The organism is Paenibacillus sp. 4624, from assembly GCF_050435065.1.
Lineage (GTDB): Bacteria > Bacillota > Bacilli > Paenibacillales > Paenibacillaceae > Paenibacillus > Paenibacillus amylolyticus_D.
The window spans coordinates 353173-373817 of the sequence record NZ_JBNDJR010000008.1; the positions used below are offsets into that span (position 1 = coordinate 353173).

Below are 20645 nucleotides of genomic sequence, written 5' to 3' on the forward strand. Positions count from 1 at the left end.
ATGAATCTATCAAACTATCTTGCAAATGCTTTACTAAACCATGTTTTGAGAAACACACCATACACAAGGCCAACAAGTATATATGTGGCGTTGTACACAACCAATCCGACACCAGCAGATACAGGGCAGGAGGTTTCAGGTGGGGGTTACACACGTTTGCAAGTCGTCTTTGGCCCTCCAGCGGTTGAAGGTGGCAAGCCAACTGTTAAGAATACAGCAGACATTGCGTTTGCTATTGCTTCAGCGTCTTGGGGTACGGTTTCACACATTGGTTTGCGTGACTCTGCTACAGGAGGGAATTTGCTTTATTTTGGAGCATTGGACTCGCCGCGGAGTATTCTCGAAAATGATGTTTTTAAATTCTTAACTGGCTCATTAGCCGTAACAATGAGTTAAGGAGGGATCACACATGGCATTACAACCAAGTTATCCAGCATCAGTTAACAGCAGACAGACTGAGCTGGCAGGAAATATTACAGATACACAAACGAGTTTTGAGGTGTTAGATGGTGCCGTACTCCCGCCAGCACCGAATTTGTTAACAATAGGCACAGACGAATCGGCCGAAACAATTCTTTATACTGGATTAACAAATAATCAAGTTACAGGGGTGACCAGAGGTTTTGAAGGAACGGCTAGAACATGGTTGGCCGGGACAAAGCTCGCAAGATGTTTCACGGCTTATGACCATGACACATTTAAACGTAACATTGAGAATTTAGAAAGCAGAATGGACACTCCAGAACGTGCATCCATAACACTCCAACCCGGAGTACATGTAGTCAATGCTACACAGGATGCGGCGTTTAAGCTTACTGGCTTGCAGGGTAAGACAGTACTTAACTATCAAAGCCAGATAGGAATTTATGGGGTGACTAACCCGTATGTGATCCGGTATGGCGCGAATCTATTACCGCCATTTTATGAAGCTGTCACGGCGGGGAATGGGCAGTCAATAATTAGTCCGTATAGTGCAACAATTAATGCATCTGGAAATAATATAGGCTGGACATATAAAATCCCATGTGTAGCCAATACAGATTACACAATTTCATTAACTCACAATGGAATGATTGCTCTACAAGACATGGACAGTAGCGGCGCAATTATCCAAAACTCTGGATATCAGGCTGCCTCAGAGTTACACATAAAAACTGCTGCCAATGCAGCGTATCTGAGCATAGTCATTGGCAACGGATCAAAAGGCGCAGGGGTGTATAGCTTCTCAAATCCAATGCTCAATATCGGCAACACTGCTTTACCATTTAAGCCACGCCAAGACTCCATGCTCGCATTCCAAACGGAGTTACACGCCAATCCAGACACTGGAGCAAACCCGGATAGCGTGTTTGAGCGGGATGGCCAGTATTTTAAACTGGCCAAGTGGCGCAAGGTTATACTGGACGGCTCTATTACTTTTGCCCCATTTGGATCAGCAACAGGACTTAAAGTTGTCAACGCAATGTTACCGGGGTCACCAGCAGTAGACGGCTCAGGGGTGCTAACGAAATATCAAGGTAAAATAATCAAAGAGACTGATTACAATACCGTAAACAGCGCACCGGATAATCTAAATATTGGCTCATCAGGCGCTAACGGGGTATTCGATAATTTTCAAATTTCTATTTCTAACGTGGATAGTGGGTGGGGGGCATCATACAATCCAAGCGATGATGAGATTAAGGCATACTTCTTGGGATGGAAAATCTGTGACGGAGTGCAAGCTATCAACACATATAACGGAACTGGTACTAGGTATTGGGTGTATCGCAACAATGGCGTATCTGGTTCATTAAACTCCGATTATTCAGGTGTAACGACCACACTTCCTACTGCACTAGCGCCAAACTGGACGCCGTACCAGCTTCTGTACCAGCTTGCTACGCCAGTTGTCGAACCCATCACGTCTGAGGGGCAGTTGACGTTTGTTGACGGGGATAATCAGGTTGAGGTAGGGACGGGGATTGTATTACGCGAAGGCGTCAAACCTGCTTTACTCACCCCTGACAACAATTATTATATTAATAGTCAGGCAGCCGCGACTAAACTAGCGTACAAAGTAAGTAAATTCCTCTATGTGTACGCAAATAGCCGACAAGTATATGATTGGTCAATCTCTACCAATGCTGATAGTTGGGGGGCACAGCGTCTATACAAAGACTCTAAAAACTTCAACTCGATCCCATCCTATAGTGTCACATACCTGATGTTGGACAAGTATCCAACGGTAGATGTGACGGGAACATATGCCGAGAATGAAAAGGCTCTGCTTCTGGATACTGTCAAAACGTTGCAAGACAACACAACACGGATATCTGTGCTGGAATCGAAAAAGGCCGAGAAGGATTCTCCTGCATGGATTACGCCGACACTTTTAAATGGGGCATCACAATATGTGGACTATCAAAAAGTTGGATATTTGAAAGATAGTTTTGGTTTTGTGCATTTAAAAGGTTTGATTGCAACCGCTCCAGTTAATTCCCGTATCTTCATACTTCCCGTAAAATACCGTCCAGCATTTCAACTTATATTTAGGGTAGCAGGGGCAGGGGAAACCTATGAAATCAGAATTACTTCTGATGGTAGTGTCTTTACTACGAACACTGGAAATTATATAAGTTTGGACGGGATCACGTTTCAAGCTGAACATTAAAGGAGGTATCACATGAAAGCCGTACCTAAAGTAAATACAGACGGACTCTACCTTGAGGACGAATTAGTGGACGATGCATTTAGTGGTGTCGTCCCTTTTTATGCCGAGCCTGAGCCTGTGGTATTTGAACCTGATCAGGTAGAACAGGTGATAATACCAGATGAAGACGAGGAAGAAGAGGAACAAGAGATTGCTGGGTATCTGGTCGGCGTGCCGGTTCCTGTTGGACTGTTTCACCCCCGTTTCGATCTGGCAGCATGGGAAGCATACCAGGACGCAGTACAAGAGGGGCCGCAGGAAACTTTTCCTGACCTGTGGGTGGAGGGGCTGAGTCAGGAAGAGATTGACGAACTGACCAAGCCGCAGCCTGAGGAACCGTCCGAACTCGACCTTTTAAAACATCGGCTGGCGGAATCGGAAGCTGAGAATAAGCGTCTTGCGGAAGAGAGCAACGCCAATCAACTGGCGCTCATGGAGCTGCATATGCTTGTACTCAGTGTGGTATCGCCAGATGAGGGTTAAGCTTGCAAGGTTGCTGATTCATTGGGCTGTAGCACTCATGAGGGGAGGTGAGACAATGTTAGTTGTATACGTAATGATGATTCACAAAGGATTGATTAAGCTGGAGCAAGTGCCGCCAGGAAGCCGCGATAAGGTGGCAGCAGTTCTTGACGCAGGCGATATGGATCAAAACGGGAATATCGTGTAACAAGCGTACCTATGCGGTGCGTTATTTTTTTGTGGGGAGGAATGGTCGTGTTCAACCGTGGAGCATTTAACCGTATGCCGTTTAATCGTTCGTTTTCTGTCTATGTGTTTGGTCGTGCGGTATTGCATGGCGAAGGTGGATTAACGGCGACAGCTTCCGTAGAAATGACGGGATCAGCCCGAATGGATGGTGTAGGTGAGTTACATGCGGACTTTGTGCGCGAGATTAACTTTGCGGCGAAGATGCACGGTGAAGGCGGCCTTTCGGCTTCCTTCATTCGTGAAAGATTACAGAAAGCAATTATGCACGGAGTTGGCACGCTGAAAGCCAATGCTGGCCGCTATCGTGTTGATTTCATAGATTACGTGGCACGTATCGAGCCGGGCGACCGGATTATTATAGATTCAAAGAATTTAAAAATCACCCATAACGGCCAAAACGCCTTGCACAACATACAGGGTGAGTTCTTTGACTTAAACCTTGGAAACAACACCGTTACTTATACTGACCCGGAGACGGGACGCAGTGTTTTGATGCGGATTACTTTCCAAGATAGATTCGTATAGGAGGTATCCATGAGAAGACCAGCTTATGTGACTGTATATGACTTGCAAATGCGCAAGGTGGCCTATCTGGAGAATGCGTTTGATGTGTCCTATGACGCGCCAATGAATGCTATCTGGACTGCCAACTTTTCGCTTCCGGCGAACGATGAAAAGAATGCAGAGTGTCAACCACTTTATTTCGTAGAGATATTCGATGGTGAGGAACGTTTGGAGCTGTTCCGAATCCTGAAGCCAACAACAAAGCGTGGATCTGATGGCCCATTCATATCATACGAGTGTGAGCATGTTTTGGGTACGCTACTGGATGATGTATTGTTCTTGTATCACACTGTTGGTAATTTGGGCGTGTACACGCGAGACGTGCTTCAGTACATCTTGTCTAAGCAATTGGTACAACGCTGGCAGCTCGGGACAGTCCAGTTCGATAGACAATTCGAATATAACTGGGAAAATGAAAATCTTCTTGGTGCGCTGTTCTCAGTTCCGAACCCATTCCCAGACGAATACATGTGGACGTTCGATACAACCTCTTATCCGTGGAAACTCAATCTGATGAAGCCATCTGAGCAGGAAGAGTTATATATTCGGTACGGGGTAAACTTGCAGGGTATCGCGCGCGTTGTAGACGCGTCTAAGGTGTCTACCCGGATTTATGGCCTTGGATACGGTGAAGGTGTAAACCAGCTCACATTCGCTGATCTGAATGGCGGAAGGCCATATATTGACGCGGAGCCTGCACTTATCCAGAAATACGGTATTGTACAGACCATATTCGTAGATCGGCGCTTTGAGTATCCTGAAACTCTCCTGTCACGATGCCAAGCGCTACTTGCTGAACTGAAAGTCCCAAGCGTTCATTACACTGTGGACGCCGCCGAGATATACGCGCTCACTAATGACCCAATTGATAGATTTGTATCCGGGGCAATGGTTCGGGTAAAGGATCAGGAGCTAGGAATCGATATTAAAGCGCGAGTGGTCAAAGTGGCCAAGGGGGATGTGCTAGGACAACCTGGAGCGGTGACACTGGAGATTGCTAATAAATCACAGGATATTGCGGGAAGTATCGCGGAACTGCGGAACCGAATGCATATCAGTGAGGTATATGCGCAAGGTGCTACCAACTACGATAGTCATGATTTCGCAGATAATTGTGATCCTTCACACCCGGCAGTATTGCGGTTCTGGCTACCAGCAGAGACAGCAAGGGTTAATAAGGTGGCGTTGTCATTCCGAGTGGAAGCGTTTCGGGGATATAGTAAGGCAATCGAATCAGTTCCATCTGTATCTTCCGGTTCGAGTACCCGAACAACAACAGCGGCTGGAGGGGGAATAACGCCAACAACATCAACCAAAGCAACATCGATTGAATCTGCATCAACCTCAGACAATTGGAGAATATTCGCTATAGACGTTATGCAGGCGGTAAATACAGGTGGTGCTCATAATCATGGAATCCCTTCAGGCACGGCATTAATGAAAGCGGATGGAAATCCAGTTACTTTTGTTGAATCAGGAGGTCATACACACAACTTAACCGCTGATCACAGTCATTCAGTAACAATTCCAGCACATAATCACACAGTTACTATTCCAGCACATTCACACCAGATGGATCATACCCACACAATTCCTGGTCACACTCACGAGATAGAATTTGGTATATGGGAAGGGCCGACACCGTCAGAAGTACAGATTAGAGTTGATGGAACGTTGATTCCTGTAATGAGTACATCTGGGGAGGAAGTGGATATTATTCCGTACCTTTCAAAAGATAGCGGTGGGAAGATAAATCGCGGAGATTATCATGAAATAACAATAACCCCAGTTAATTCACTGGGGCGTGTGGTGGCTTCAGTATTCACACAAATATTTGCTCAAAGCCGAGGCGGCGGGGATTATTGAACGCCTAATAGCTTAAGAGTGTCTGATCCGAAATATATTTCATTCTGATCAATTTTTAAGGAAGCTGTTTTTGAATCGTTCTGTACTGTTTTTAAACCTTCTTTTTGATCGTACATTGAGAGCGGGAAAATAATCTCTATGTTGTTGAGGGCTACCGTGGTTACATCAGAGACGGTAATCCCGATGCCATATTTGGACACAGCTTCCTTCGCAGGAACCCATTCAGTTACGCTTGACTGCACACTATCATCACCTTTCGAGTTAAGGCTAATTTGTCTATTCTTTGCATCATACTTTACATCTGCATCTAGCAGGCCAGCCACTTCGCGCACAGGCAAGTAAGTAACACCATCACTTACAATCGGCGCGTTTTTTAAGTTGGCCTGTTCGTTATTAACGATCACTTTGAAATTAGAAATCATTGCTTGGATTGTAGATGGAGCGGCTGCGGCCAATGTTGCTGATCCGATCATCATACCAATTCCAAGAGTAACAACAGTTCTAACTAACGATCTTTTCAAGGGGTACATCTCCTTTTTTAATAGACTATATCATATATTACGGAAATGGCTGGAAAAAGTTTTATAGTAATCGGCATAAAAGGTGGTGATTGAAATGATTGCCTAATTTATATTCCATATGCTCCTGAGAAATCAGGGGCTATTTACATCTTATTCAATAGAGAGTGGGGATCACTATGCAAGAGGGGATGTCTAGTTTAATTAAAATGGTATCGGCAACCGTTGGTGCGGGTGTCGGGTACTTCTTTGGAGGTTGGAGCATCTTGATTAATTTACTATTATTATTGGTTGTTGTGGATTGGTTGACTGGATGGACAGCAGCGTGGATCAAACACGAGTTACGTAGCAGAGTTGGGTTTGAAGGAATTGCCCGTAAGGTAGCAATTTTCCTAGTTGTGACCATTGCCCACTTCATAGATTCGGCGTTAGGCGGCACTGGATATATTCAGGATGCCGTTATTTTCTTTTATCTGGCGAACGAGTTGCTTTCCGTGATTGAAAACGTAGGGCGCATGGGTGTGCCCATGCCGGATATTCTAAGGAACGCCGTTAAGATTTTTGAGTCCAAAAGCAAGCCACCAGAAAACCCGAATTTGCCTGATCCACCAAAAGAAGAAGACGTAACGCAGAATCCTGCTGTATAAAGGGAGGTTTTATAGTGCTGAATATAGATCAATTAAAGGCCAAATCGCAAGCACGATTGTCTGGCGTACACCCAGTTATTCGACAGTTAGGAGAAGAACTCATTGAGCGTTGTTATAATCGCGGCGTCTGGATTATTATCACTCAGGGGCTGAGGACATATGCTGAACAGGATGCCTTGTATGCTCAGGGGCGAACGGTTTTGTATGATTCGAAAGGTAAAAAGCTACCAATTGTTACGAAAGTAAAGGGCGGTTACTCTATTCACAATTTCGGCTTCGCGTTGGATTTTGCATTGCTTTTAAAAGACGGAAAATCGGTGTCATGGGACACGCTGCGCGACGATGATAAAGACTCTCTACCAGATTGGTCAGAAGTTGTGGAAGAGGCGAAGAAGCTTGGATTTGAATGGGGTGGGGATTGGCGCAGTTTTGTAGATATGCCACACATTCAAATGGTGTTTGGTCTTACAACAGCCCAGCTTCGCGCTGGCAAAAGACCGACACAAGCACAATTGGAAGCAGCGTTGAAAATCATGAAGGGGGTTGAACCCATGACGTCGGAAGAAAAAAAACGTATGGATGAATTGAAAACAACAGTAGAGGCTCAAGCTAAGTGGATTGAGGCAGAAAAAGAGAAATCCAGTATGGAGTGTCCAAGTTGGGCAAAGACGGCATATGAGTATTACAAGCCGTACATTGCTGATAGCAAAGGGAGTTATGATTTTTGGAGACAGTTAGTCATAAATTATAGGAAGGAACTAGGAATCAAAGTACAATAATCCCAAACGTTTGTGAATATCTGGGCGCTGCTGGTGACATCTGGCAGCGTCTTTTTTTGTTTATCTATTGATAGAAAATAGTATATTCGCATATAATACAAACACACGTTCTTATTATTTGTTATGGAGGCGATATCTAATGGCTAGCAAACTTACTGACAATGGAATAATTGAAAGTAGCCGTTTAATTCTTCCAGAGCACCGCGATGCATATGTTGATCACATGCACGAGATCAATCGTAAGGAAAAGCCGATCTTGGATGAACAGGAGTGGCAGTTGATCGGGGAGACGTTAATGGTATCATTCCAAGAGCGAGTTACAGTTACTTTGACCTTGTACGATCCATTTGACGATGTGGTTATGAACGGAGTAGTTGACCGAATTGATCGAAACAGAAAAGAGATCAAGTTTGTGCGTGGCGAGGAAGATTATAGCTTTATACCCTTCAAAAATATCTTAGGCGCTTCTGTTTAAGTGAGCAAAAATCCGCAGGAGTAATTCCCGCGGATTTTTTCAGCCCAAAATCATCCCGAATTTCAACGCCGATTATCTCATAAAATTGTATGATAGAATTCGACAAAAGGACGAAGGTAGCAGGGAACGAAAGTTCCATAGAAAAAATTTATATACATCATTAACCTTCATTAGATCGTTGTTTGAAGATGTTAATATGATGTAAACATTTTCCTTTGTCCATTTCGACACATTATGACACAAAATGCTATGGGTAAAAGGTATTATTTACATATCGCAAGTGGGAACTATCAGTTCCCAACTTGTCCGGGGGAGGGCGGCACGCCGCACCTGCTTTACTTCTCATTTTTGATGAGTTTGAGTTCATATAAATCTGTAAGAATTAAGCCAAACACTTCTTGGGCGGCATATAAATCTTCTGGTTGCATCACACGCGTTCCAGCGCAAAAATGGGATATCATTCTTTTTGATCTTCCTGTCCGCCGACCGTACTCCGCTTGGTTTATTCCTAACTCGTTTATACGCTCCTGAAGTAAGCACCTCCCACGGGAGACTTTCACTTATAGTAGCTCCTTTATGCATAATACACTGGGAATTATAGCATTACGTATGCATAAGGTAAACCGGACAACAACGATAACATAAAGGGAGAGTGGTTTATTTGGAGGGGAAATTGGTGTTCGTTGTAAAAGATGATAGTATGATGGGCGATAGGCTCTTAACTGGAGATGTTCTCTTAATTGATCCAGAGATAGAGAATAAAAATGATAACAATGGGGTTCTTTTGATTGAGGTTGACGGTGACAAGATTATTAGGCGAGTGTATTTTTCCGAAGGTAAATATATGCTGTATGCTTCAAATCCTAGTTATCCAGATGTGACGCTCACATCCATTAAAGTAATTGGAAGAATACATTATAATGTAGTTAGGTTTTAGTTGTGTCTCAGTATACAACGGGTGATCCGATCGCGGATTTGTACGAAGATATCGCAGCCGAAGAGAAGGCCCGGGCTACATATCAATGGTTAATTGATTTGACCGACGATGTCGATTTGCAGGACAGCCTGAAATTTTTACGGGAACGCGAGATTGTGCACTCTCTGCGGTTCCGGGAGGCCGTTGAAATTCTGAAGGATGATCGGGAAACGAAAAAAATATTTTGACGAACAAAAGGGAATGAGTAGTGAAAATAGCCATGTAATTTAGCACTAAAACTATCCCATCGACATTTTTCTGTCGGTGGGTTTATGTATGTTATATAGATTAAAAATAGCTCGAGTAAGAAGTTTTAAAGAAAATTTGTACATATTTTAAATTAATAATCTGATAAATTTAAAATGGGAAAAATTGTTTTTTGTTATCTTTTAGACCTGTTATAATTATTTTTATTTGTTAGTTCTATATTTAATTTTAAATTCCATATATTAATTCCAAAAAATTCAAATTTGGATTTAAGTACAGGATAAAGGGGCAACCGATGAAGGCTGAAGTGGTCTACGAGGAAGAAAATATTCACCAGCAAAATGAAAAGGAAAGGAAGCGAAAAACCGATACAGGGCTGAGCTGTTTAATTTTGGTGGCCAACTATCATAACATCTCAGCGGATTATGAGCAGATTAAACACTCTTTTGCTATCGGTGATGATGGGACGAACACGTTGCAAATGCTCAAAGCATCGAGGGACCTGGGGTTAAAATCCAAAAAGGCAAGGATTCCACTAAAACGTTTGTATAAGCTGCCGCTACCTTCGGTGTTGATTACCAAAGAGGGAGAGTACTTAGTTCTCGCCAAAACAAACGATGATCAGTTTCTTATCTTCGATCCGCTCGTAGGCAAACCGTCTTCGATTTCCGTTAAAGAAATGGAAGAAATATGGAGCAACGAGGTCATTTTATTTTCTCCTAAAGTTAAAACTGCGCATTCGGAAGCCTTTGGTCTCAAGTGGTTTCTACCCGCATTGTGGAGGCACAAAAAGATACTAGCTGAAGTGTTGCTGGCGTCCTTGTTTATTCAATTATTTGGCCTGGTATCTCCGCTCATTACACAAGTAATTATTGACAAGGTTCTTGTGCACCACGGACTCTCCACTCTAAATGTGCTCGCGATCGGTCTGTTGATTATTATCATATTTGAGTTGATTCTTGGAATCAGCCGTACATACGTTTTTACCCATACGACCAGCCGAGTTGACATTACCCTGAGCACAAAGCTGTTCAGTCATTTGTTTCGTCTTCCCTTATCCTATTTTGAGAATCGGAGAACAGGCGCAACTATTGCTCGCGTAAGGGAATTGGAGAATATTCGTCAGTTCCTAACAGGGTCTCCTTTTACGGCAGTACTTGATCTGTTATTCATCGTTGTATACATAGCTGTTATGTTTGCGTTCAGTTCTAATTTAACATTTATTGCGTTAGGCACGTTGCCTTTATACGCCCTGCTATCGTTAATCTTTACTCCTTTATTGCGAAATAGGCTGGAGGAGCGGTTTCAACGCGGCTCAGAGTCCCAATCCTATCTGGTTGAGGCAGTATCCGGTATTCAGACGATCAAATCATTCGCACTTGAGCCGATTTCTCAGAAGAAGTGGGAAGGACTGCTCTCCAATTATACAAGAGCTACGTTTAAAGTGCTCCTGTTATCCGGTACGGCAGGCTCGCTTGCGCAGTTTATCCAGAAAATATCAAATCTCGTTATTTTGTTCTACGGTACACATCTGGTATTGGCGGGGACAATATCGGTCGGACAATTGATTGCTTTCCAGATGCTGGCCTCACGCGTCAGCGATCCAGTGTTACGGCTGGTACAGATGTGGCAGGATTTCCAGCAGACTGGTATTTCCATTAACAAACTAAAAGATATTTTCGAGGTTAAGCCGGAACCGGCAGTCTCAGTATCCAAAACGAGATTGCCGCGGATTCAAGGGAAGATTGGCTTTGAGTCCGTCACCTTCCGCTATAAAGTAGATGGTCCGGAAATTATAAGGGATCTCTCGTTTGCGATCCAGCCAGGAACGGTTGTTGGAATCGTGGGCCGCAGTGGTTCCGGTAAAAGCACGGTTTCCAAGCTGATTCAGAGGCTCTACGTGCCTGAGTCCGGTAAAATTCTAATCGACGGAGTGGACATTTCCTTGGCCGACCCATCGTGGTTGCGTCGACAGATTGGTGTCGTGCTGCAGGAGAACTATCTGTTCAGTGGAACGATCCGGGAGAATATCGCATTGAATAACCCCTCTGCCCGGATTGAGGATATTGTTCGGGTGGCTCATTTGGCGGGAGCGCATGATTTTATTATTGGGCTGGCAGAAGGGTATGACACGATGGTCGGTGAACGGGGTGAGGGATTATCTGGCGGACAACGGCAGAGAATAGCGATTGCCCGGGCGCTCCTATCGAATCCTCGCATCCTGATCTTCGACGAAGCGACCTCAGCGCTTGATTATGAATCGGAACGAATCATTCAGAATAATCTGCAAAAAATCTGTGCAGGTCGTACCGTAATCATCATTGCCCACCGGCTATCTACACTCAGAACAGCCAGTAAGATTATCGTGCTGGATAAAGGACATCTAGTTGAAGCTGGATCACATCAAAGCTTGCTGGCAAACAAAGGGCTATACCATTATCTCTATAACCAGCAGGAGAGGGAATAGACATGTTTGGATTAAAATCGGATCGTTTGGAATATGAATTTTTACCGGCAGCCATAGAAATTGAAGAGACCCCACCAGCACCGCTCGGACGCTGGCTGATTTGGACAATCATTATTCTTTTTGTCATTGTGGTGGCCTGGTCTTATCTGGGTAAGGTTGATGAAGTCGCAGTGGCTCGTGGGAAAGTCATTCCAGATGGTCGAACCAAGGTCCTACAGCCGCTCGAAGGGGGAACCATCAAGGAAGTGCTGGTAACCGAAGGGGAGCATGTACAAAAGGGGCAACTGCTGATTGAACTCGATTCGACGACCTCTGAGGCAGACATTCAAGAGATGGCCAAGCAGTTGTACGTAGCCAAACTGCAAAAAGCGATGCTTGAAGCTGAACTTGAGGGCAACGCTTTTGAGGGGCTGGCAACGGGAGAAGTTCCACCTGCCGGTTCTGCCATTGATACAGAAAATGTTCTGCAAGTACAAATGCAACTGCGCGAGGCTCGGGATGAGGAGTTCAAGAGTAGAATCAAAGCCGCCGAACTCGTCGTCTCCCAGACCCGACAGGAGCTTAATATGGAACGTGCAGCATTGGAATTGTCCAACAAAGACTATGCGCTCGCCCTAATGAAATCACAAAACGGTGGGGATGAAAACTTCACAGACAGTGCGGATCTGCTTCAGGCGGATAATGATTTGAATAAATCGTTACTGGCTATAGATGCACAGGAAAAAAGGATCGCAAAGGCGGAAGATGCACTGGCTGAAGCCGAAGAAAATGTCATCTCAATTAAGAAACAACGTAGCAGAACAGTATTGGACGAACTTGTTGAGAATGAGAAGACTCTTTACACTCTGGAATCCGAATTAACCAAAGCAGAGAAACGGTTTGAACTGCAGCAATTAACTTCACCAGTAGATGGAACAGTGCATGGGTTGTCCTCTTTTACTATAGGGGGAGTGGTGACTTCGGCTGAGGATGTCATTTCTATCGTGCCGGATGATACGCCCCTCATTGTAGAGGCTACCATTGCTAATCAGGATATTGGTTTTATTAAGAAGGGACAGGCTGCCAACGTGAAGGTGGATACCTTTCCTTTTCAGAAATACGGTTACCTGCAAGGCGAAATTATCTACGTAAGCCCGGATGCCTTTGAAGATGAGAAGCTCGGACCGGTCTTTAAGGCTAAGTTGAAGGTGTTGTCCACGGAGACATCCAGTGGCAGTCGGATTAAATTAACCCCGGGTATGTCGGTGTCCGTTGAGGCAAAAACAGGGCAAAGACGGATTATTGACTTCTTCCTGTCACCGCTCAAAAAGGCTGCCGAAGAGAGTTTCACGCTAAGATAAACATAAAGGGGAAGAAAGATGAAGAAAGTAATTGCAATTTGCATGACTATAGGTCTATGTATTCTATTTATTTCTGCTCCTGGACAACTCTTCGCCCAAGGCAAAAATGTAGCAACAAAGACGGTGGGAAAGGTGTTTGTGAGCAAGAACAGTTATATCGAAATCATTGAGCCATATTTAGTGCAGTGGGGAAAAGATAACGTGCTGTCGTTCAAGGTTCGCCTATTTAACGGAGGTCAGGCTCCGTTGGACCTATTAAGGTATGGCATCACGGTAAAGACGAACGCAGGTGATCCAGGAAATGCGCTGCGAGTGAAGGATGCACAGCAGAAAACGAAAGTCTTGCCACGGTCAAGCAGAGAGTTCACTTATTATGCAACAGTTCCCAATCAGACTCAGCTTGCCAGCGTAGAGTTTGATGTAAAGGAATGGAACATTAATTATGCTGGATTCAGCAAGTCCATTGGCAGGATCAAGATGCCGGGAAATTATTCGAATACGGTAGCTGCTGGAGATAATAAAATCACACATCTGCAAAACAATCAAATTCAGATGTCATTAGGGGAATTCTTCAGTTATCAAGCATCTAATGAACGAGTGTATACTCTGGTATTCCAAGTGGAAAACCGGGGGACGGAGCCGGTAAAACTTCCTGCCTATAGTTATTGGCTGCAGGCGGATTCTGGTGAACTATATCCATTTCAGACTGAAGGGGATACCAGTAACACGCTGAACTCCAAACAACGGCTTACGATGGATCTACATGCCGCTGTTCCCAAAGCTTCCAAAGCCAAATCATTCAAGCTGCTGTTGGCTACGGATGAAAACAGTGTGAATCTTACAGTTCATTGTTTTAAGCTTCCAGAAGCCCGTGACTGGACCAAACTCCCTGTAGATAAAGCAAAAGCACATTATATTAGACCTGGGAAAGACCAGTTCTTGTTTCAGGTGGACCCGCTATACATATCGGCCAGTGATTTGCCGCAGATGGATGTAGGAACAACGATTACACTTAAAAATAATAATAAACATGCTGTCGTTAACCCGAGCCTCGCTTATTTTGTTGAAGCAAACAAGATTACCTATTTATTGGCTCAAAGCGATACTACAGCGGAGAAAACACTGGATGCACTTGAGCAACTGAAGATGTCTCTTTCTGCGGATATTCCCAAATCTTTAAGAAACTACAACATGAATCTGATCGTTGCAAAAGCATTAAGCGGTGGTGAGGAGCCGGTGTATAAACCTCTGTTGAAGATACCACTGAACAAATCGGCGGAGGTAGAGCAAGCCAAAACAGACACGCTTACCCAAACCGCGCTAAAAGATGGGTCACCTTATTCCCTTATTGTGAGCAATGTGATGGGACGCTTGGATGGGAAATATAGAATAGTAGAAGGCACGCTCACTATTGTAAATGATGGTGAACAAAAGATACGGTTACCCGAATTTAAGGTTCGAGGTTCTGTAGGTCAGAAGTATAGCTACGAAGGGTCTCTAACAGATGCTCAAGCGGAAAATGTACTAAGACCGCAAGATCGAGAGAGCCTGACCTTTCAATTACAACTTCCCGAGAATGTGGGATTACAGGATTTTAAACTGATCTTGGAAGAACCCTTTCAGCAGGGAAATGATAAATTGTACCGGCCAGTAGCAGCGTTTAGTCTGCCTGATTTACAGAATACTCAGATGGTGTCGGGAGATTGGGTATATTTCTCAACGGAAAAGGGAGACTTCAAAATCAAAAGAGTTTCTACATACCGTTTACCCGTTGATGGGGAAGATGCGGTTGTGAGTGAATTTGAATTGTACAGTAGTTCCTATCGAAGTGGCGCTTTACCGGAGTTCAAAGCAGCTTATGCAGTGGATCGTATTTCCGTGGAGGCCCGGCCGGTTGTGTTGGACAAAGTAATCAGTGCCACATTAGATACACCAATCTCCTTGCAGGTGATCGGGAAAATCCCGTATTCAATGCCTACAGGTGAGGTGAATATGCTTCTCCAGGTAGATGAAAAGGGAGCAAGCCGGAGCATCGGCCAATTTCGGATTGATGCCCTGGATACAGCGCCACAACATGAATCTGGTGATACCTATTCGCTAAATATAGCTGGCCGTGAATCAGAAACGCAAATGTACAAAGTTCTGGTGTATCCCGGAACGACTGAAGACCTGGTGGAAGTACAGATGATCCAGCGGAATAAGAATAAACGGACGCAAGTGCTTAATCCCATGTATGGTTACTTTCAGAGTAAAGATGGAATGTATTATCCACTTGAATATGAAACGAATGCTGAACAAAGTGTGAAGTATGGCAATGTGGCTATTCATTCCTTAGCCGGAAGAGTGCCAAAAGGAACGGAATTGGCGGATTTGAAGCTGCTGTTTGGCCTGGCCATCCATGACAAAATGATCGCAGATACCGGCGGCAATGCAGATGCCTTTGTCAAACCTGCTTTGTTTACATTGATGGAGGATAAAGGGACTGCGGGCACCGGACTTGCTCAGATGAATGCTGGTCCTTACAGTCTGGATATCTCCTATCCACAGACCAAGCTGGTCTCAGGTTACAACGGAACCCTGGAGTTTACAGCCGGATTAACGAAGCAAGTGTCTTTTGATTCGTTTGATGCGAACCACAAGATCATCATTCAACTGGAGAACGCCGGTGAGCTCATCACACAGAAGGAGTTTGGATTAAATACGGCGGAAGATACAAGCAACTTTACTTTGGTTACCAGAAAATTCAAGATAGATGGTATCTCAACAAGCCTCACCACGCCCTCTCTGCAAGTGAAGGTGTACCTTAGTTTCAAGGGGGAAAAGAAACTGATTGGGGAGCAGGCGGTAGAGGTGAACTTTGTGAAGCAGTATTAATTTAAAAGCGATGGAAAGGAACTTGTGATGAAATTTCGGAAAATACCATTTTGGATTATAGTATTAATTCTCGTACCCTTGATCTATCTTGTTGTTGTAAATCCCCTCTTTTTGATCAAACTATTCTCTTCTATCGGCTCTCCCAGTTCGGGGGAAATAAAGAATGAGACACGTAAATTCATGGAAGAGAGATACGATAGGCCATTCCGGATCTTAACTCTGAAGGAAACGAATTTGAGTGGATATTATGAGGGACGTGGGGTATCGGTCGAGGAAGATCTAACTTTTAGTTTCGCCAAAAGTCCAGGCAGAGATCCGCAAACGGATTATCGGCTTAATGTGTGGGCCAAATCTTTAATTACCCCCTTCGTAGACAACAATGAAGTTAAGTATGAAGTGGACTATCAATCGCCGTCTCTGTCCTTTAATGACAACATGGGGCTTGATTATTGGGATAACAATTTCTTGATCAGACCAGAAGAGGTTTCTATAAAAATCTCCTTTATGTACACCCATAAAATGAGCAGGGAACAAATCTTTTCTATCATAAAAAAAATGAAGGTTCAAGGAATAGGTAATCTAAGCATATTGTTATACCCTACGGTAGCTTCCCCGGACCTGCCTTTGTTGGCTGAGCTGGGATTTTCAGAATATTATGAAAAAAACACAAACGAATTCATTGGGAAATGTGAAATCCTCAATCAAGAACATCTGAATGACATTAATGATTTTGAAGTAGGCAATTCATGTTTGAGGGATAAATAATGTTAAAGGGGCGTATTATTACATGATAACCGATTATGAATTTTTGCGACTAAGTCAGGAGATCTACAAAAAACAAACTACAGGTCCAAATCTACTTGAAATTCCTCTTCCACAAAAATACTCCTTTTCGGAAAGCAAATGGAGAGTGTTATCTGTAGAGGATCAAAATTCACGGAACGGATTTTATGGAGCGTCGTTTGCACGTGTGGTGAATGGTCAAACGACTGGTGAGGTTGTTTTTGCTTTTAGAGGATCGGAAGGGCAAATTCCTTTTAATTTGGATTGGTATAACGAGAACGTTACATTAGACTGGTATTCACAACAATTTTTAATGGGTGCAGTCAAATTATTCAAGAACACTAAGAATTTAGTGTCATATAACGAGTTCAAAAATGTTAAATATAGTTTTACAGGCCATTCATTGGGAGGGAAACTGGCTCAACAACTGCTATACGAATGTGTAGAGAGTAAAATCAGTCCGTATATTAACGTGAATCGAGAACAAGTTGGCAAAGCAGTTATCTTCAATGCAGCCCGAACACACGATAAATACTATCCTGGCAGTAATCTGCCACCTTCGGACTACCGTCCAAAAAATTCTATCGCATTAGACCAATATCCGGTAACGAACTATATCCTTGAAGGTGAAGTTCTAAATACATATGTCAAAATAGGTACTCATCTAGGGAAACAGGTAGAATTGCCTTTCAGTTATAAAACTAGTGATGCAACCGGAGCCGCTGCCAGACATAATGCGTTCAGTTCGTTTGAATATTATATGAATAACAAGGGATACTTTGATAAGGAAAGTATTATAGGTACAGAAAGTTCAGACGTATTATATGGACGTGATTCTGCTGATGTAATTGTAGGCGGTAAAGGAAATGATACGATATATGGACAAGCCGGATCAGACACCTATAAATTTTTCAAAGGTCATGGTCAAGATATAATCAGAGAAACACGCGATAGTAATAGCAAGCAGGATGAACTAATTATTTACGGTCACTCATATGAGAATACAAAAATTATCTTTCCATCTAGCATAAGAAGATCCTCGACGAATAGATTAGTTAAAATGGTCTTCAAAGGATCAACGGATAGTATTTTATTACAATATAGTTACAGTTCTAAGGACTCTGTTGGAAGTGTTGAGAAAGTATCTTTTGCAGATATAAATACAAACCAGATTATAAAAACTATAAATATGAAGGAAGTCATTACAAATATCATTAAAAACTATGTTCCAAAATTGGGTGTCAGTAATGACTTAGACAGATTAGTAGATCCTAATAAGGCTTATATTGATCCTGTAATATTGGATTTTGACAACAACAGCAGCAACAATACAATTGGCATTAATGATAGCGCTGTTTACTTTGATTATAATGCGGATGGATTCGCTGAGAAAACAGGATGGGTGAATTCTAAAGATGGTATGTTGGTACGGGATATTAACAAGGACGGAAAGATAAATAACGGATCTGAGTTGTTTGGTCAATATACGACGCTAAGAGATGGGACTTTGGCGGAAAGCGGTTTTGAGGCTTTGCTGGATTTGGATGATAACGGAGATCGAATTATTAACCAGTTAGATGCTGGGTTCCAGCAATTGCAAGTCTGGCAGGATTCGAATTCAGATGGAATAACGGATGCGGATGAATTAATGACGATTAGAGATCTTGGTATTACGGAGTTTATATTAAAGGATCACGGAAATCTGAAATGGCCGGATGGATCTACAGGTAATAGTGAAACTGGACAAGCTACTTACGGAACTAATGATGGGAAATTTCACCCCATGATCGAGTATAGCTTGAAAACTGCACCTTACGATACGGTGGCTGATGAATGGATGGAAGAACCGGAGGCTATTCAGTTATTGCCGGATGTAGCCGGAAGTGGACTTTTATTCAGTTTCCATCAAGCGATAATGAGGGATGCCAGTGGACAACTTAAGCAGTGGGTACAGCAATTCCAGACGGAAACAGACTTAGCGGTTCGTAATGACCTGATTGATCGAATGGTGTATAAATGGACAGGCGCAGATCAGGTAGAGCCTGACAGCCGTGGAGGTATTGTTGACGCACAGAAGTTGGTTGTAATCGAGAAATATTACGGTGTTAGTCAACCGGGATATATTCCGCCTTCTGATACTGCCGATATGATTCAAGAATTCTATAATGACATTAAGGAAAATATATATGCCGAGCTAATGGCACAGACACATTTGGCTTTTCTTTATAATGAAGTATCTATTGTATGGAGTACAGACAAGTTTGTCGTGGATTTAACCGGAGTTCAGAATAAACTACAATCCAATTTAGCAGGCGGAAGCAGTATGGCTAAGATACAATTGGGTGAGTTTTTCCGTACTGCCAAACAACTATATCAAACAGACTCAATTGGATTGAATAAGTTAGGAAACTTTTTTTCAAGTCAAAATATTGAATGGGCATGGATCGTAGAGTCGAATTTGAAGAACAGTATTAGTGGAACTTCCGAGGGGGAACTACTGACAGGCACTGCAGGAGATGACGCGATCTTAGGTGGCAATGGCAACGATATTCTCAATGGGAATAAAGGCAACGATGCCTTATTCGGTGGTGCAGGTAATGATACCTATGTGTTTGGAAAAGATAGTGGGACTGTTCAAATTTATGAAGATGATGCTACAGCAGGAAATTCAGATAGTATCCAGCTTGGTGAAGGCATCTTACCGGATCATGTGAAGCTGAGCAGAGATCAATATGACCTGCTGGTTTCTATCGGTGACAGTGCCAACAAGATCAATGTCCGTAATTTTTTTAAGAGTGAGAATCAGAGAGTGGAAAGCATTGTTTTTGCCAACGGAAGTATTTGGGATGTTGAATACATATTAAGTCATGCGCTCACGGAAATAAGCGGAACAGATCAACTGGATACCTTCTATGGTACGGAGTTTGGGGATAGGTATAGAGCAGGTGATGGTGATGATACTGCTTTCGGGGGAGCAGGTTACGATATCCTGATGGGTGAAGCGGGAAATGATCATTTGGCCGGGCAATCGGGGAATGATACCTTGGATGGTGGTACAGGCAATGATTACCTTGATGGCGGAGTTGGCAACGACACCTATATATTTGGGAAAGGATATGGTAGTGACACGATTATAGACAGCGACTCTACTGCAGGAAATTATGATCGAGTGCTATTTAATGCTGGGTTATTGCCCAATGAAGTGACTATCGTACGCAACGGAAGTGATTTAGAACTGGTAGTTAAGGGAACCGACGATAAGTTGAAAATTGTTAATTATTTTGGAAGTATTAGTAATGTTGTTGAAGCCATAAGCTTCTCAGATGGGACGCTATGGGATTATAACTTTGTCTTGAATCATGCTACTGCTCCTGTAGTGGGTACCGCGGGGGTTACGTTAATAGGAACGAATGGTAATGATGTTTTGCAGGGGGGGATTGGAAATGACACGCTGTATGCGGGAAGCGGAGACGATGTGCTGGACGGCGGCAGTGGGGATGACAAACTGTATGGGGATCGACTTAGCGGGAGCTCAGGCTCGAGTTCTAACGGAAATGACACATATGTTTTTGGGAAGGGGTATGGACAAGATACGGTCTATGACTGGGATAGTAAAGCAGGCAATATAGACACCATTCAAATGCTCGTTGATCCAGAGGAAGTGGATGTGATGCAAGACAACATGGATCTGATGATTCGCATCAAAGAGACGGGAGAAAAGATCCGGGTAAACGCCTACTTTCGAG

General features: G+C 43.4%; 16 protein-coding genes and 1 pseudogene. 16 read left to right on the forward strand and 1 reads right to left on the reverse strand.

Annotated features, from left to right (window positions below):
• The 6 genes from ABIE27_RS20060 to ABIE27_RS20085 are packed head-to-tail and all read left to right on the forward strand — an operon-like array spanning position 1 to position 5833.
• Complete coding sequence (locus tag ABIE27_RS20060) at positions 1-396, forward strand: phage tail fiber protein (RefSeq protein WP_429351312.1); 396 nt, start codon at positions 1-3, stop codon at positions 394-396.
• Between the two features lie 13 nt (positions 397-409).
• Positions 410-2653, forward strand: a complete 2244-nt coding sequence (locus tag ABIE27_RS20065; protein WP_429351313.1) for a hypothetical protein — start codon at positions 410-412, stop codon at positions 2651-2653.
• Between the two features lie 12 nt (positions 2654-2665).
• Entirely contained in the window at positions 2666-3175 is a 510-nt protein-coding gene (locus ABIE27_RS20070; protein WP_429351314.1) for a hypothetical protein, read from the forward strand.
• A 55-nt stretch (positions 3176-3230) separates the two neighbouring features.
• A complete protein-coding gene (locus ABIE27_RS20075) occupies positions 3231-3362 on the forward strand; it encodes a hypothetical protein (RefSeq protein ID WP_429351315.1) in 132 nt (43 codons plus the stop codon).
• A 47-nt stretch (positions 3363-3409) separates the two neighbouring features.
• On the forward strand, positions 3410-3928 hold the full coding sequence (locus ABIE27_RS20080; RefSeq protein WP_429351316.1) for a phage distal tail protein: 519 nt from the start codon (positions 3410-3412) through the stop codon (positions 3926-3928).
• A gap of 9 nt (positions 3929-3937) precedes the next feature.
• Complete coding sequence (locus ABIE27_RS20085) at positions 3938-5833, forward strand: phage tail spike protein (protein ID WP_429351317.1); 1896 nt, start codon at positions 3938-3940, stop codon at positions 5831-5833.
• Here the strand turns inward: ABIE27_RS20085 and ABIE27_RS20090 are convergent.
• Complete coding sequence (locus tag ABIE27_RS20090) at positions 5827-6354, reverse strand: stalk domain-containing protein (RefSeq protein WP_429351318.1); 528 nt, start codon at positions 6352-6354, stop codon at positions 5827-5829. The genes ABIE27_RS20085 and ABIE27_RS20090 overlap by 7 nt on opposite strands.
• Positions 6355-6542: 188 nt before the next feature.
• On the opposite strand from ABIE27_RS20090, the gene ABIE27_RS20095 reads away from it, so the two are divergent.
• The 10 genes and pseudogenes from ABIE27_RS20095 to ABIE27_RS20140 all read left to right on the forward strand — a co-directional run.
• Positions 6543-6998: a phage holin family protein gene (locus ABIE27_RS20095; RefSeq protein ID WP_429351319.1), complete on the forward strand. Its 456-nt coding sequence runs from the start codon at positions 6543-6545 to the stop codon at positions 6996-6998.
• Positions 6999-7009: 11 nt separating this feature from the next.
• A complete protein-coding gene (locus tag ABIE27_RS20100) occupies positions 7010-7777 on the forward strand; it encodes a M15 family metallopeptidase (RefSeq protein ID WP_429351335.1) in 768 nt (255 codons plus the stop codon).
• A gap of 139 nt (positions 7778-7916) precedes the next feature.
• Positions 7917-8252, forward strand: a complete 336-nt coding sequence (locus ABIE27_RS20105) for a YolD-like family protein (protein WP_429351320.1) — start codon at positions 7917-7919, stop codon at positions 8250-8252.
• Positions 8253-8928: 676 nt separating this feature from the next.
• The gene (locus ABIE27_RS20110) at positions 8929-9189 is read left to right on the forward strand and encodes a S24 family peptidase (RefSeq protein WP_429351321.1); all 261 of its coding nucleotides are present in this window, start codon (positions 8929-8931) and stop codon (positions 9187-9189) included.
• Positions 9190-9209: 20 nt separating this feature from the next.
• A pseudogene (locus tag ABIE27_RS20115) lies at positions 9210-9416 on the forward strand (manganese catalase family protein); the annotation flags it as partial.
• 314 nt (positions 9417-9730) lie between these two features.
• On the forward strand, positions 9731-11902 hold the full coding sequence (locus ABIE27_RS20120) for a type I secretion system permease/ATPase (RefSeq protein WP_123064980.1): 2172 nt from the start codon (positions 9731-9733) through the stop codon (positions 11900-11902).
• Positions 11903-11904: 2 nt separating this feature from the next.
• On the forward strand, positions 11905-13242 hold the full coding sequence (locus ABIE27_RS20125; protein WP_123064979.1) for an HlyD family type I secretion periplasmic adaptor subunit: 1338 nt from the start codon (positions 11905-11907) through the stop codon (positions 13240-13242).
• Between the two features lie 18 nt (positions 13243-13260).
• Positions 13261-16116 carry a hypothetical protein gene (locus ABIE27_RS20130; protein ID WP_429351322.1) on the forward strand — a complete coding sequence of 952 codons (2856 nt, stop codon included), beginning with the start codon at positions 13261-13263 and terminating at the stop codon, positions 16114-16116.
• A 27-nt stretch (positions 16117-16143) separates the two neighbouring features.
• Positions 16144-16881 (forward strand): hypothetical protein, encoded by a 738-nt coding sequence (locus ABIE27_RS20135; protein ID WP_429351323.1) that lies wholly within the window; start codon positions 16144-16146, stop codon positions 16879-16881.
• 22 nt (positions 16882-16903) lie between these two features.
• The coding region (locus ABIE27_RS20140; protein ID WP_429351324.1) for a calcium-binding protein at positions 16904-20645 on the forward strand (3742 nt) is incomplete at its 3' end.